At 58.3% G+C, this 14,669-nt stretch carries 16 protein-coding genes; 3 read left to right on the forward strand and 13 right to left on the reverse strand.

What is annotated here, in order from left to right; genetic code table 11:
- Window positions 1-31 precede the first annotated feature (31 nt).
- Window positions 32-496 (forward strand): anaerobic ribonucleoside-triphosphate reductase-activating protein, encoded by a 465-nt coding sequence (gene nrdG / locus URZ40_RS06565; protein WP_163330704.1) that lies wholly within the window; start codon window positions 32-34, stop codon window positions 494-496.
- Between the two features lie 32 nt (window positions 497-528).
- Here the strand turns inward: nrdG and URZ40_RS06570 are convergent, their stop codons facing one another.
- The 12 genes from URZ40_RS06570 to pmbA form a co-directional block, all read right to left on the reverse strand.
- On the reverse strand, window positions 529-2,439 hold the full coding sequence (locus tag URZ40_RS06570) for a transcription antiterminator (RefSeq protein ID WP_116343569.1): 1,911 nt from the start codon (window positions 2,437-2,439) through the stop codon (window positions 529-531).
- A 19-nt stretch (window positions 2,440-2,458) separates the two neighbouring features.
- Window positions 2,459-3,595 carry a lactonase family protein gene (locus URZ40_RS06575; protein WP_320720102.1) on the reverse strand — a complete coding sequence of 379 codons (1,137 nt, stop codon included), beginning with the start codon at window positions 3,593-3,595 and terminating at the stop codon, window positions 2,459-2,461.
- 36 nt (window positions 3,596-3,631) lie between these two features.
- Window positions 3,632-4,372, reverse strand: coding sequence for a 2-dehydro-3-deoxy-phosphogluconate aldolase (gene dagF / locus URZ40_RS06580; RefSeq protein ID WP_320720103.1), 741 nt, complete (start codon window positions 4,370-4,372; stop codon window positions 3,632-3,634).
- Window positions 4,369-5,487, reverse strand: coding sequence for a DgaE family pyridoxal phosphate-dependent ammonia lyase (locus URZ40_RS06585; RefSeq protein ID WP_320720104.1), 1,119 nt, complete (start codon window positions 5,485-5,487; stop codon window positions 4,369-4,371). Before URZ40_RS06585 ends, dagF begins: the two co-directional genes overlap by 4 nt.
- On the reverse strand, window positions 5,471-6,604 hold the full coding sequence (locus URZ40_RS06590) for an amidohydrolase/deacetylase family metallohydrolase (protein ID WP_320720105.1): 1,134 nt from the start codon (window positions 6,602-6,604) through the stop codon (window positions 5,471-5,473). Before URZ40_RS06590 ends, URZ40_RS06585 begins: the two co-directional genes overlap by 17 nt.
- A 42-nt stretch (window positions 6,605-6,646) precedes the next feature.
- Window positions 6,647-7,288, reverse strand: coding sequence for a DUF4310 family protein (locus URZ40_RS06595; RefSeq protein WP_024907276.1), 642 nt, complete (start codon window positions 7,286-7,288; stop codon window positions 6,647-6,649).
- A gap of 13 nt (window positions 7,289-7,301) precedes the next feature.
- The gene (locus URZ40_RS06600; RefSeq protein WP_008501408.1) at window positions 7,302-8,078 is read right to left on the reverse strand and encodes a DUF4311 domain-containing protein; all 777 of its coding nucleotides are present in this window, start codon (window positions 8,076-8,078) and stop codon (window positions 7,302-7,304) included.
- Window positions 8,079-8,101: 23 nt separating this feature from the next.
- On the reverse strand, window positions 8,102-8,401 hold the full coding sequence (locus URZ40_RS06605) for a DUF4312 family protein (protein WP_008501409.1): 300 nt from the start codon (window positions 8,399-8,401) through the stop codon (window positions 8,102-8,104).
- Between the two features lie 2 nt (window positions 8,402-8,403).
- Complete coding sequence (locus URZ40_RS06610; RefSeq protein WP_023293430.1) at window positions 8,404-8,766, reverse strand: SFCGS family glycine-rich protein; 363 nt, start codon at window positions 8,764-8,766, stop codon at window positions 8,404-8,406.
- A 10-nt stretch (window positions 8,767-8,776) separates the two neighbouring features.
- A complete protein-coding gene (locus tag URZ40_RS06615) occupies window positions 8,777-9,115 on the reverse strand; it encodes a glycine dehydrogenase (protein ID WP_116343574.1) in 339 nt (112 codons plus the stop codon).
- A 316-nt stretch (window positions 9,116-9,431) separates the two neighbouring features.
- Window positions 9,432-9,818 (reverse strand): cytochrome b562, encoded by a 387-nt coding sequence (gene cybC / locus URZ40_RS06620; RefSeq protein WP_116343575.1) that lies wholly within the window; start codon window positions 9,816-9,818, stop codon window positions 9,432-9,434.
- A gap of 40 nt (window positions 9,819-9,858) precedes the next feature.
- Window positions 9,859-11,211, reverse strand: coding sequence for a metalloprotease PmbA (gene pmbA / locus URZ40_RS06625; RefSeq protein ID WP_059354955.1), 1,353 nt, complete (start codon window positions 11,209-11,211; stop codon window positions 9,859-9,861).
- A gap of 95 nt (window positions 11,212-11,306) precedes the next feature.
- On the opposite strand from pmbA, the gene yjgA reads away from it, so the two are divergent.
- Window positions 11,307-11,858, forward strand: a complete 552-nt coding sequence (gene yjgA / locus URZ40_RS06630; RefSeq protein ID WP_116343576.1) for a ribosome biogenesis factor YjgA — start codon at window positions 11,307-11,309, stop codon at window positions 11,856-11,858.
- A 94-nt stretch (window positions 11,859-11,952) separates the two neighbouring features.
- Here the strand turns inward: yjgA and mpl are convergent, their stop codons facing one another.
- Window positions 11,953-13,332: a UDP-N-acetylmuramate:L-alanyl-gamma-D-glutamyl-meso-diaminopimelate ligase gene (gene mpl / locus URZ40_RS06635; RefSeq protein ID WP_320720108.1), complete on the reverse strand. Its 1,380-nt coding sequence runs from the start codon at window positions 13,330-13,332 to the stop codon at window positions 11,953-11,955.
- 197 nt (window positions 13,333-13,529) lie between these two features.
- Here mpl and fbp point away from each other — a divergent pair, with 197 nt between their 5' ends.
- Window positions 13,530-14,528, forward strand: a complete 999-nt coding sequence (gene fbp / locus URZ40_RS06640; RefSeq protein ID WP_023310178.1) for a class 1 fructose-bisphosphatase — start codon at window positions 13,530-13,532, stop codon at window positions 14,526-14,528.
- Window positions 14,529-14,669 lie beyond the last annotated feature (141 nt).

The raw sequence follows: 14,669 nt of genomic DNA on the forward strand, positions 1-14,669 counted from the left end.
CATCCGCGCGCACATTCTCTGGACATTTTCTATGCGATACCATCAATACTACCCCGTCGACATCGTCAACGGCCCCGGCACCCGCTGCACCCTGTTCGTCTCAGGCTGCGTCCACGAATGCCCCGGCTGCTACAACAAAAGCACCTGGCGTCTGAACTCCGGCATGCCGTTTACCGCTGAGATGGAAGACAAGATCGTCAACGACCTGAACGACACGCGCATTCACCGTCAGGGGATCTCACTTTCCGGCGGCGACCCCCTGCACCCGCAAAACGTGCCGGATATCCTGAAGCTGGTGAAGCGCATTCGGGCAGAGTGTACGGGAAAAGATATCTGGGTCTGGACAGGCTATAAGCTGGATGAGCTGAACGCGCAGCAAATGGAAGTGGTGGAACTGATTAACGTGCTGGTCGACGGCAAGTTCGTACAGGATTTAAAAGACCCGGCGCTGATTTGGCGCGGCAGCAGCAACCAGGTTGTGCATCATTTGCGTTGATCAAAGGCGGATGTTATCCGTCCGCCCTTACCTCAAAACCGGCTCAAACTCTCCATTGCCACCGCCTTAAACCCGGCAAAATCTCCGCACTGGCACAGGCGCGCCATCGCCCGTTCACGCAGGAAGGTGACGAAGATATCGTAAATCGCCATCGCCTCTTCGTACTCGCTTTTGCTGATGGCGAGCAGGAAGATGACGTGCGCGGTTTCATCCCCCCACGGGATGCCCTGCGGAGCCAGAACCGTGTAGACCACCGTTTTCTGCGCCAGCAGGCCGAGGGAGTGCGGCAGCGCGATGCCGTCGCCGAGCATGGTGCTGACGATAGCCTCACGCTCCACGACCGAATCCAGAAACTCCGCGCCAACAAAACCTTCGCGTTCAAGTTGGTCACACAGCTCGCGGAACAGCGTTTGCTGGTCAACGGGCTTGTCGAGAATGCGGAAATGGGCCGCGTCGAAGTATTTCTCCAGCATCCACGGACGGGTGCGGTCCACCAGCACCAGCTTGCCGATCTGCTCTAACTGATAGTCGGTCGGGAACGGGGCGATCGTCACCACCGGTTTGGATTTTTCGCTGACGCGGGCGGTAGAGATAACAAAGTCCTCGCCGATGGCATCCGCCAGCTCGTACTCGCGCAGGGTGAGCGTGCGCGTCACCTCGATCTGCGGATACTTGCGCTGAAGCACCGCCTCGATCATGCGCACCATGGCATTCCCGGCATCGCACACCAGCAGCACGCGCGGCTGGCGCTGGTAGCCGATGTTGTAGTGGCGCTCCAGCCCGACGCCGATATGCAGCACCAGAAAGCCAATCTCGTTTTCGCTGATCGCATACGGCGTGTATTTGCCCCAGCTCGACACCGCCGCCAGCGTCATATCCCATGCCATCGGGTAATGCTGCTTGATGTTTTCCAGCAGCGGATTGGGGATCATGATTTGATACCGCACGCGGGTGATCATGGTTTTAATGTGCGTGAGCAGATCCGCGTGCAGCTGCGCGTCGCTGAGCAGGTTGTAGTTATAGTGGGTGTTGATGTAGCGCAGGATGTAGTTGACCAGCGCCTCGTCGTCGTCGGCGTTAATCGCGCTTGGGGCGATCTCCTGAATCTGCCGCGCAGCAATGTGCACGCACAGCCAGCTCTCTTCGGACGGCGACAGCGCTTTGCCCGCCAGCTCCTGAATGACCACCGCGATATCCTTCGCCGCCTCGCGCACGTTCTCTTCCACGTCTTCCGCATGAAATTCCGGCAGCGGAAAGCCTTCGCTGATACGACGCACCGACACCGCACAGTACAGACGCAGGAACAGCTCGCCTTCGTCAGTCAGGCGGATGTGGTGCCGGGTAAGCGCGTCGTGCAGCACGGCTACCATCTGCTCCGGTACCCCGGCGTTGAGCGCGACCTCCGTCACCAGCGGGTTGAGGCTGTCCTGCTGCGCCAGCTCCCACAGGAGATCGGTGAGGCAGGCGCGCACCGACATCTCGCTGCCAAACAGCTTCATGCCGTGGCGCGGGCGGGTTTCCAGCGTCAGGTTATAGCGCTGGAACCACTCGCGCACTTCCACCATGTCGCTTTGCAGCGTGGCGCGGCTGACAAACCACTCGTCAGCCAGATCTTCAAGCTTAAGCGAAAACGCCGACGTCAGAAAACGCACCACCAGATAGTGCACGCGCTCCGCTCCCGTTCGGGGAATTCGCAGCGCGCGCGGGTGCGATGCCTGCAGCTGCTGATAGCGCTCGGCATCATCAATTTTTAGCTGGTAGCCGTTGCCCCGGCTCAGAATAAACTGCGCGCCGTGGCTTGCCAGCAGCGCGTTCAGGGCGGTGATATCGGCGCGGACGGTTCGCGTGGAGACCGACAGCCGCTGCGCCAGCTCGTCCTGTGGCAGCGTCTCGTTTTGCAACAGATCGAAAAGTTGCGCTAAACGTTGGTTCGGAAATCGCACGGGTTTGTCCTCTTACAGCTTAAGGTGAAATGACCATCTGGGATGGGCTGCCGACCGGGGTATAGTCTGGCTCGAAGCTCAGCTTGCCATCCTGCGCCACGCGGAAACGGGTAATGTTGTCGCTGCGCTGGTTCATGACGTACAGCCAGCGTCCCTGTTTATCGAGCGTCAGGGTGCGCGGGTAGTCGCCGCGCGTCCACACGTCGTCCTGATGGGTCAGCGTGCCCTCCGCTGTTACGGTAAAGTGCCCGATGCTGTTATGCAAACGGTTAGCCACATACAGCTGCTTACCGTCGGCGCTTAATGCGAGCCCGGCTGCAAAGCTGGTGCCTTTATAGCCGTCCGGCAGGGCAGAGACCGTTTTGCCCTCTTTCAGTCTGCCGCTGCTGTCCAGCGCATAATGGGTGAGCGTAGACGCCTCTTCGTTAATCAGCCACAGGGCGTCCCCCTTTGGCGTAAAGACAAAGTGGCGCGGGCCGGCGCCTTTTGAGGAGGCGCTGATAAACGGCGGATCGTTCGGCGTCAGCTTTCCGGTTCGATCGTCAAAGCGGTACTGATAGATACGATCCAGCCCCAGATCGGTAGAAAAAACATATTTCCCGCTCGGATCGGCAGCGATCATGTGCGCATGGGGGCCGTTGTGATCGCTGATGGCAAAGCTACCTTCGACAGCCGCTTCCGGCTTCGCCGCGCCCGGTTCCCCCTGATCCTGATGTTTGTCCGTAGCGTCACCCAGGCTGCCGTCCGCGTTGACGGGCAACACGGCAATCGATCCGCTGACATAGTTCGCCACCAGCAGATGCTGGCCGCTCGGCGTCAGCGACAGGTACACCGGCCCCGCACCGCCGGAAGCCACCTGATTCAGTTCGCTTAGCTCGCCGTTATCCCCCACCCGCAGCGCCTGCACCAAGCCCTGCTCCACTTCGCTTGCCAGATAGAGCGTTTTGCCGTCGTGCGAGACGGTCAGCTGCGCGGCGTTCGGCAGCTTGCTCACCAGCGTTTTATTCGCCAGCGCGCCGGTTTGTGGGTCAACGGTAAAGCGGTACAGCCCTTCCCCGTTGGGGTTGTAGGTGCCCACCCAGGCGTATTGCGTCTGGGCGACAGCGGCAGTGGCGAACATTGAGAGTGAAGCAACAAGCAGGGTACGGGTGTGCATGGTGGCTCCTTCAGGTGTGTGCGGTAAGGTTTTGTTCTACTTAACCAGCTTCTTCGTCATTTCCAGCAGCGTACGCACATCTTCCGGGCGCGTGTCGCCGCTGGCCTTGTCGATAATCGAGCTGTAAATATGCGGGATGATTTTGCTCACGCCCGCGTCGAGGGCGATCTGCAGGATCTCCTCATAGTTTTCCAGATCGATACCTCCGGTTGGCTCCAGCCAGAAGTCGTGACGGGCGCAGGCTTCCGCCACCGCTTTGTACTCGTCACGGCACTTCAGGCCGCCCATCGGGAAGTATTTGATGGAACTGCCGCCGAAATCTTTCAGCAGGGCAATCGCCGTTTCAACCGGCACGATGCCGTCCGGTGCTGCGCTGCTCAGCGGACCGGTGGAGATTTTTACCATGCCGACGGTGCCGGTCGGAGAGACCAGACCGTTGACCACAGACTCATTCTGCCCCAGCAACGCACGGCTGGTGGCCACGCCGGTAAAGACCTGGTTGACGTGCTGCGGCTGCACCTGACGGGAGATTTCGCCCACCATCGCCGACTGGTTCGGATCCCCCGCGCCGAGGCCGACGGAAAGCGCGTTATCAATCAGCGCGGCATATTCACGCATATCGGCAACGGCGCTCGCCACGTCCGGGTAATTTTTGGAGAGCACGCCCACCAGCACGTGGCCTTCCGCCGCCTCGTAAATGGCGCTGGCGTTGGCTTTCGATCCTGCCAGCACGTTCAGGCAGACGCGGTCACGGTAAAAGTTGGGGGTCAGTTTCATGCGTTTTTCTCCTGTCCTAATACTTCGCTAATGCGGCGGTAGACGATGTTCAGCTGGTCAGCGCTCACGCTGCGCACGTCCGCCTCGATAATCCCTTCGTTGGCCTTGTAGCCGCGGAAGTAAATGGCGTATTCCCCCTGTTTCAGCTTCGCCACCAGGTCACCCGTGCCGACGCCCGTTGCGGCTTCGTCGAACTTAATCTCGGTGCGCGCGATATCGCGACCGGCGCTGTCCCAGACCACGCGCGCGGTTACGCCGTTCAGGGTATTGAGCGCGTCGATAAACGGCGTCATCTTCGCCACCATCTCGGCCCCGCTCTCTTTGTTCGCCGTCAGGTAGTGTTCGATGGCGCAGGTCAGACCAAGAATGCCCTCTTTCCCGACCTTCATCGCACGGCCAATGCCCGCAGTCTGGCGCTTCACCCACTCAACGTACTGGGTTTTGCCGATCACCAGCCCGCTGGTTGGCCCTTCAATCGCCTTCGCGCCGCTGTAGATCACCAGATCCGCGCCGGAGCGGTAGTAGGCGTGCAGATCTTCTTCTGCCGCCGCATCGACGATCAGCGGGAGATCGTGCTTGCGCGCCACGACCGCCGCCTGCTCGACGCTGAGCATGCTTTTCTGAACGCAGTGGTGCGATTTAATGTAGAGGATCGCCGCGGTGCGCGGGGTGATCGCCGCCGCCAGCTGATCGGCAGAGCATTCGTTGGCGTAGCCCGCCTCCACCAGCTTGCCGCCGCCCAGCGCCACCATGGTGCCCACCGGCGCGCCAAAGTTCACGTTGTGGCCTTTCGGCAGGACGATTTCGTTATTCTCAATCGGGGTCACGTGCAAGTTTTCCAGCAGCCAGTCGCTGTCTTTCACCAGCACCGCCGCCACGGACTGGGCAATGCCCGCCGACGCGCAGGAGACCACCGTCGCGCCCTCCACGTCCAGCAGCTTCGCGATGTACTCCCCGGTTTTGTTAACCAGATCCTTCATCTCGAAATAGTGATTCATGCCGTCCATCGCCGCCTGCACCACTTCCGGGCGCGGCGTGGAGACGCCCAGCGCCGTCATGCGGCCAGAGGTGTTGATAACCTGCTTTAAATTATACTTCTCATAAATCGAAGACATGTTCCGTGCTCCCTTGTTCGGTCATGTAGCCCTTGCCCGCGCGGATCGCGGCAAGCGGCACCAGAATGTGTTCAGCCTGCAGGCTGTCGTTTTCAGCGTCTGTCAGCACCGTTGGCTGGCGTTTAATCGTGAACAGCGTCAGGTCGGCGTCGAGACCCGGCTGGATGCGACCCTTGCGCGTCAGGCGCAGGCCGTCGGCGGCGTTGGCGGTCACGCAGTCAATCACCTGCGGCAACGACATGCCGATGGCGAGAAACTTCGACATCACGCTTGCCAGCGAGCCCACCGGGCCGTTGATGCGGTTGCGGCAGTAGATATCCGAGCTGATGGTGTGCGGCAAAATGCCCATGGCGATGGCGCGTTTCGCCACCTCAAAGCTGAAGCTCGCCGTGCCGTGGCCGACGTCCAGACGCACCCCGCGCTTCAGGGCGGAGGTGATGGAGGCGCGCAGCTCGCCGGAGGGCGTCAGAATGCGGTTTGGCTTGCCGTTGTAGCAGTGGGTGATGATGTCGCCCGAGCTCAGCAGCTCGGCAATTTCGTCGAGGTTCGGCGGGTTGTTGCCAATGTGCACCATCAGCGGCAGGTCGCCGTTCTCTTTCTGAATGGCTTTGGCGCGCTCCAGCGGCGTAATGCCGTTTTCACCGACCACGCTGCTGCTCATGCGCGCCTTCAGGCCGACGATAAAATCAGGGTGGCGCTTCAACGCCTGCTTCACCGCGTCGGCGTCAATATTCGCCATGTTGGCCAGCTCGTTCTGGGCAATCAGCCCCACGCGGGAGATGTTCAGCAGGGCAAAGACTTCTGTGGAAGCTTTGCGGGTGATGTCGTAGAAATCGTCCACGTCGTCGGCCCCGGTACTGCCCGCGTCCACCACGGTGGTAACGCCGGTGGCAATGCCCACGCTGTCCGGCTCGTCGTGGTAAATCGGGGAGTTCGGGTAGCAGTGAACGTGGGAGTCAATCCAGCCTGCGCTGACGAACACGTCGCCATTCAGCTCAACCGTTTTATGCGCAGGGGCATCAATGTCGCCCGTCGCGGCGATCTTTCCGTCCTGAATGGCGATATCGGTCAGGGTATCGTCGGCGAGGCGCGCACGGCGCAGGAGTAAATCAAACATGAGGATCTCCTGATAAGGCGGGCGCCGGAGCGCCCGCGGGTATTAAAGGGCGACCGGGAACAGCCAGCCCAACAGCATTGCGCCGAGGATGGCGCCACCGGTAATCGGCTTCTGCCAGATGTAGAACACCAGCGCGCCCAGCAGGGAACCGACGCCGATAGGAATGGAGGCGGTCATGGCGCTGAGGATAATCAACGGCCCGAGGAAGCGGCCGGAGGCGTTGCCCGCGCCCATCATCACGTCTGCACCGTAGGTAGAGTTGCTCTGGTTGATGGTGAACTTACGCGCCAGGATGATGACGTAGCCGATCGCCAGACCAATCACCAGGCCGGTAATCAGCGAGGCGATGAAGTTGGTCACCGGGAACATGATCCCCGCGCCCAACAGCAGCGCCGGAACGCCGAGGCCCACGCCGGTCTGGATCGCACCGCCGATATCAAGAATACCGACCAGCGACCCTTCGATAATGCGGGCGAACAGGAAGCTTGCGCCGAACGCCGCCACCGCGCCGTAGACGCCGGTATCAATCCCCGCTTTCAGCATCGCCACGAAGGCCACTTCGTTAAACGCGCCGATACCGTAGAGGTAGTACATGTGCGTCCCGGCGAAAACGCCGGAGGAGAGCAGGCCAACGAAGATCGGGAACGACCAGTCGGCATACCAAAAACCTTTATTCTGTTCCATGTAGAGGCTCCTGTTATTTACCGCTGAGCGAGTTGTGGATCATATCGAGCCAGTTCGGCACGGTCAGATGGAAGGATTCGATCATCTTCATGTCGAAGCCGCGGAAGAAGCCGCTCAGCACGAAGAGCAGGACGATAGCCGCCATCATCACTTTGGTGACGTGGTTCCAGCCGCTCTCTTCCACGCCTTTACCGATCAGGATCCCCAGCACCAGGCCCGGTACGGCGTTGCCCATAATCAGCTGCGCCGCGCCGCCGAAGATGGTGGCCCAGAAGCCCGATTTTTTACCCGCGTCGATAGCCGCCAGCCAGAAGATCACCGGCATGACGGTGTTCACCAGTAGGTTCGCGGCAGGCACCAGTACCTTCACGGCGGTGACCTGAAGCGCGGCCGGAACGGAGGAGGCGGTCAGGTTCAGGAAGGTCACGACGATCATGCCGATCACGCCGCAGGCAATCGCCATTTTGCGGGGATCGTGCAGCGTTTCGCCGACGTTACGGTTTTTGATCATCAGTGCAGCAGCACCCCAGTTCGGGATGATGCGGTGGTCAACGTCCTGTGTGAAGGCGCCTGCAGCCACGGAAGAGGCCCAGGCGTTAAAGAAGAAACCTAACCCAAAGGAGAAGTGAGAAGCCGGATCCCCTTCGCAGGAGTTCAGTTCCCCCAACGTACGAAACGCGCCCATACCCTGAGTGGTAGGCGCATGAAACATGCGTGCAGCCCCGGCGCCAACACCGACGCCTACCAGGCCGCCGATGATGAGCGATTTTATTAATATAATTAAGAACATCAGTCTGCCCTTTTTATGAATAATCAGCGTTGCGTGACGAAATCCACCCGGTCGAGATTGATGGCGGTCACGTTGACGGTCACATCCAGCTCCACGCTGTAGGTGCGTCTTTCCCGGCGCAAAAAGAAGAACAGAAACGCTTCTTTACGCACCGCTTCTTGCGCCTGAACAACCTGCACATCCTGTGGCTCAATACGCAGTAAGATATGCGGTGAGGCTTTCATCACCGCGGCCTGAACGTGGTTGAGCGCGTCAGCAAAGGCGCGCGCTTTGGCGTCGCCTTTGCCCTTCACTCTCACCGTGGTTGTGAACTGTTCTTTCATGCTTATGCGCCGTATTTCTTCTGCCACGCCTGTACCAGACGCTCGCCCAGCTCTTCTTTATCCATAAAGCCGAAGCCCAGCACGTTGCAGCCTTCGTTGATGGCGGTCACACCCTCTTCCACGGAACGCATGCCGTATTTGGCTTTGTAGCCATATTTGGTTTGGGCGGTGATAGCGCCCGCACCGCCGCTGCCGCAGAAGGAGATGCCGAAAGTGGCATTTTCCGCCTTCATCACGTCGCCGAGCTTCATGTCAGCCGCCATGCCCGGCACGACAACCGCGCGTCCGCCTGCTTTTTCCACACCGGCAGCCACTTTCTGACCTTTGCCCAGGCGATCGCCAATCACGACTGTAATCTGTTCCATGTGTTGCTCCTTAAAGGTTGTCTTTCGCGACTTCAAAGTGAACGGAGAGCAGCCAGGCCTCTTCATCAGGAAGGTTGCCAAACTGCGCTACCACTTCACGGGCAAGTTGCATTGAATCTGGTGAAATTTCGTCAAACAGCTCTGCTTCTACCTCCGGCAGCGGCTCGCCGGTCACGGACCGGTGCGCCATTGCGCGCACGTGGGAGGTGAGCATCTGCTCCTGTACCGCATTGGGGATGATGTTGTTTCGTGCCAGCAGGGCATAAACCTGCTGCAGCATGGTGGTCGCGAGCTGTTCTGTTTGCTCCGCCTGTTCCCCAACGTCGTTCATTACCGCTCCGTTAATCACTGGTCTTACCCCGTTAATGGCTCTGGAATAAAACTAACGTTGGGCGGGAAGGGTTTGTAGCGAGTTGTTTTCCACTTCGAAGTGGAAAGGCGAGCCGCAGCAGTGATCTGTGCCACATAAATGCGGTGAATCTGGATTAATAACGGTATTTGCGTGATGAATATCACGTATTCCAGCGGCAAAACGCGCGCCGGGGAAACGAAAACGTTCAGGCGTGGTGACGCAAAAATGTGATGGCGATAGGGTTTACTTATTAACGCGTAAAAAAAACGGGAGCCACTGGCCCCCGCTGGTTGTTTGTCAGATGCGCGATCGATTAACGATATTTCTTGTGATACGTGTTACGCGTCGCCACAAACTGGTCAGCCGCCGCCTGGGCTTCCTTCACTTTGCCTTCGTTAGCCAGCTTCAGCGCACCGTCGATCTGGCCGACCAGCACGTCAAAGCCGTGGCGATAGTCTTTCATCTCTGCGCTGTCTGCCGCTTTGCTTTCCAGCTTTGGCGGGGTCGCTTTTTGCGCGTCCAGCGCCGCTTCACGCATTTTGGTCAGTGCGCCTTTCATTTCGGCCGCATTGTCCGTTTTCTGCACTATCTTCAGGTTTTGACTGAGGATGTCCATGTTGTCTTCGAGATCGGCAGCAAACGCAGAAGAGCCAAGAACCAGCGTTGAAGCCGCGACGATCGCTAACAGGTGTTTACGCATTGCTCACTTCCTTTTTTATTATTAAAACGCTTTTCGGGTATTACTGGCCGGCGATTTTCATTTCCGGCAGTAATACAGAACCACACTGTATATTGCTACGTGTTTCAATATCGTTACCGACCGTAACGATATTGCGCCACATGTCCTTCAGGTTGCCGGCGATGGTAATTTCGCTCACCGGATACTGAATTTCGCCGTTTTCGACCCAGAAGCCTGCCGCACCGCGCGAGTAGTCGCCGGTGATGCCGCTCACGCCCTGCCCCATCAGCTCGGTGACCACCAGACCGGTGCCCATCTCTTTTAGCATTTGCTCGAAGTTAAGGCCCTGACCGGCAATGCGCCAGTTGTGGATGCCGCCCGCGTGTCCGGTGCTTTTTAGCCCCAGCTTGCGCGCGGAGTAGTTGGTCAGCAGCCACTGGGTCAGAATGCCGTCTTTAACGATATCGCGGCGTTCCGTGCGTACGCCTTCGCTGTCGAACGGCGTGGAGGCCAGCCCTTTCAGCAGGTGCGGGTGCTCTTCAATCGTCAGCCATTCCGGCAGGATCTGCTTGCCCAGCGAGTCGAGCAGGAAGGTCGATTTACGGTACACCGAGCCGCCCGCGATAGCGCCCACCAGATGGCCAAACAGACCGGTTGCCACTTCGTTAGCAAAAATGACCGGGGCCTTCATGGTGGAGAGTTTACGCGGCGACAGGCGAGACAGCGTGCGTTCGGCACACTCTTTACCCACCCACTCAGGAGACTGCAAGTCCCCCAGCGCGCGGCCAATGGTATAGGCGTAGTCGCGCTCCATGTCGCCGTTCTCTTCAGCGATGACGCAGCTGGAGAGCGAGTGGCGGGTAGAGCAGTAGCCCTGCAGCATGCCGTGGCTGTTGCCGAACACTTTGATGCCGTAGTGGCTATTGAAGCTGCCGCCTTCGGTATTGGTGATGCGCTTGTCAGCCTGCAATGACGCCTGCTCGGCGCGCGCGGCCAGTTCAATGGCTTCATCCGGCGTCACTTCCGCCGGGTGGAAAAGATCGAGATCCGGCGCGTCAAACGCCAGCAGCTCTTTATCCGCCACGCCTGCGTAAGGATCCGGAGAGGTATAGCGGGCAATATCCAGCGCCGCCTGCACCGTACGGGCAATGGCATCCGGGCTGAGATCGGTGGATGACGCGCTGCCTTTGCGATTCTGGTGATACACCGTGATCCCAAGCGCGCCATCGCTGTTAAATTCTACATTCTCCACTTCGCCATAGCGGGTGCTCACGCTAATGCCGGTGGTTTTGCTGACCGCCACTTCGGCGCCATCTGATTTACCTGAAGCGAGCGTCAGCGCGGTGGAGACGGCTTCTTCCAGAATCTTACGCTGCGCTTCAACTTGTGAGGTTACTTTCATCGCAAATGCCATACTGTAAGAGAGAGTTAAGTGAAGTCTAACAGAGAACCGTTTTTCAGTGCGCGTCTTAACTGGTAACATTAGCCTCTTTTTTTAAGGAGCCTGACATGACTAAGCAGCCCGAAGACTGGCTCGACGACGTTCCCGGTGATGACATCGAAGACGAAGATGATGAGATCATCTGGGTCAGTAAAAGTGAAATTAAACGTGACGCCGAAGAGTTAAAACAGCTTGGCGCAGAAATGGTAGAACTGGGTAAAAACGCGCTGGACAAGATCCCGCTCGACCAGGATCTGCGTGATGCCATTGAACTGGCACAGAAAATCAAAAAAGAAGGCCGTCGTCGCCAGCTTCAGCTTATCGGTAAAATGCTGCGTCAGCGCGACGTGGATCCGATCCGTCAGGCGCTGGACAAGCTGAAAAACCGCCACAACCAGCAGGTTGCGCTGTTCCATAAGCTGGAGCAGATCCGCGATCGTCTGATTGAACAGGGTGATGATGCAGTACCGGAAGTACTGAACCTGTGGCCGGATGCCGACCGCCAGCAGCTGCGTTCTTTGATCCGCAACGCGAAGAAAGAGAAAGAAGGGAATAAGCCGCCGAAGTCCGCGCGCCTGATTTTCCAGTATCTGCGCGAGCTGTCTGAGAACGGCGAGTAATCTCTTCCCCTCACCCCAGCCCTCTCCCCGGAGGGGCGAGGGAGAAAACACGGGAAAGTAGGCCCGGTAAGCGCTAGCGCCACCGGGCTTTTTTTTACTCTGCAGCCGCCGCTTCCGCTTTCTTCGCCAGACCGTCCAGCAGCTTCTGATGGATCCCACCGAACCCGCCGTTGCTCATCACCAGAATGTGATCGCCAGGCTGAGCGGCTTTCACCACCATATCCGCGAGCACATCCACGTCCGCACTCCAGTGCGCAGGCTGAATGCAGGCATCCGCCACTTCAGCCACCTGCCACGGAATATGCTGCGGCTGCAGCAGGAAGACTTCGTCGGCACGTCCCAGGGACGGTGCGAGGTCGTCTTTGCAAATGCCCATTTTCATGGTGTTTGAGCGCGGTTCCAGCACCGCCAGAATGCGCGCGGTACCGCCAACCTTGCCGCGTAACGCGGCAAGCGTCGCCAGAATGGCGGTCGGGTGGTGCGCGAAATCGTCATAGACCGTCACGCCATTCGCTTCGCCGCGCAGTTCCAGGCGGCGGCGGGCGTTAATGAACGAGCCGAGCGCATTAGCGGCATCCGCAGGCAGCACGCCCACGTGGCGCGCCGCAGCAATCGCCATCAGGCCGTTGTGCATGTTGTGCTCGCCCACCAGGCCCCACTTCACCTCGCCCACTTTTTCACCGTCGAGCAGCACTTCCCACTCGGAGGCATCCGCGTTGAGCTTTTTCGCCTGCCAGTGGCCCTGCTCGCCCACCAGCTCCTGCTCGCTCCAGCAGCCCATCGCCATGGTCTGCTTCAGGTTGATGTCGTTCTCCGGCAGGATGATGCGGCCCTGACCCGGAACAATGCGCACCAGATGGTGGAACTGTTTCTGAATCGCTTTCAGATCTTCAAAGATGTCCGCGTGATCGAACTCAAGGTTGTTGAGGATCAGCGTGCGCGGGCAGTAATGCACGAACTTGGAGCGCTTGTCGAAGAATGCGCAGTCGTATTCATCCGCTTCAATCACAAAGAACGGGCTGTCGCCAAGACGCGCAGAGACGTCGAAGTTACCCGGCACGCCGCCGATCACAAAGCCCGGCTTGTAGCCGCAGGCTTCGAGGATCCAGGTCGCCATGCCGGCGGTAGTGGTTTTTCCGTGGGTACCGGCCACGGCAACTACCCAGCGGTCGCGCAGCACGAAGTCATGCAGCCACTGCGGGCCGGACATGAACGGAATATTGCGTTCCAGCACCGCTTCAACGCACGGGTTACCGCGGGTCATGGCGTTGCCAATAATGACCAGATCCGGCTCGGGATCCAGCTGGCTGGCATCGTAGCCCTGAATCAGCGAGATGCCCTGTTTTTCCAGAAGCGTGCTCATCGGCGGATACACATTGGCGTCCGAACCTGTCACTTCATGGCCCAGCGAGCGCGCCAGCATTGCCAGTCCGCCCATGAAAGTGCCACAAATCCCCAATATATGAATGCGCATACGTCACTATCCTTCTTCAATGTGGCGCACATTTTACTCACATGTTAGCGGCTGTGAAACGCATTTCAGGTAAATCCGTATGTTGCTGGCGCGATTCACCTCTGCGCTACTATTTGAATATTTGTTAAGATTGTTGGGCTTTAGTCGTTTTAGTGAACATACAATCGCTCTACTCACAAAGATGCAGGGAAAGTGTTATGAAAACGTTAGGTGAATTTATTGTCGAAAAGCAGCACGAGTTCTCTCATGCTACAGGTGAACTCACTGCTTTGCTGTCGGCAATAAAGCTGGGCGCTAAGATCATCCACCGTGATATCAACAAGGCCGGTCTGGTCGATATCCTGGGTGCCAGCGGTGCCGAAAACGTTCAGGGCGAGGTTCAGCAGAAACTCGATCTGTTCGCAAATGAAAAACTGAAAGCTGCACTGCGCGCGCGCGACATCGTTGCGGGTATCGCCTCTGAAGAAGAAGATGAAATTGTTGTTTTCGAAGGGTGTGAACACGCTAAATACGTTGTTCTGATGGATCCGCTCGACGGCTCTTCCAACATCGACGTTAACGTTTCTGTCGGTACCATTTTCTCCATCTACCGCCGCGTCACGCCTGTTGGCACGCCGGTGACCGAAGAAGATTTCCTGCAGCCTGGCATTAATCAGGTTGCAGCCGGTTACGTCGTTTATGGCTCCTCCACCATGCTGGTGTATACCACCGGGTGCGGGGTTCACGCCTTTACGTACGATCCGTCACTGGGCGTTTTCTGCCTGAGCCAGGAACGCATGCGCTTCCCGGAGAAAGGCAACACCTACTCCATCAACGAAGGCAACTACATCCGCTTCCCGAACGGCGTGAAGAAGTACATCAAATTCTGTCAGGAAGAAGATAAAGCGACCCAGCGCCCTTACACGTCCCGCTATATTGGCTCTCTGGTCGCGGATTTCCACCGTAACCTGCTGAAAGGCGGTATCTACCTCTACCCAAGCACCGCCAGCCACCCGGACGGGAAGCTGCGTCTGCTGTACGAATGCAACCCGATGGCGTTCCTGGCCGAACAGGCGGGCGGCAAGGCGAGCGACGGTAAAGAGCGTATTCTGGATATCGTGCCGGAAAGCCTTCACCAGCGCCGTTCATTCTTCGTCGGCAACAACCACATGGTTGAAGACGTTGAACGTTTTATCCGTGAGTATCCGGACGCGTAATCCCACTCCCCCGGGGAGCCAGTCTGGCCCCCCGACACATTTATATATTTTACCGTATAAGTGTTTATAAAAAACACGCTTTAATATTCACCCCTGCTCCTGCATTATTTCCATAACAGTTTGAAAATTATTTCCTGGAGC

This window comes from Enterobacter sp. 296B2 (assembly GCF_034106185.1).
In the GTDB taxonomy this organism is placed as follows: domain Bacteria; phylum Pseudomonadota; class Gammaproteobacteria; order Enterobacterales; family Enterobacteriaceae; genus Enterobacter; species Enterobacter cloacae_N.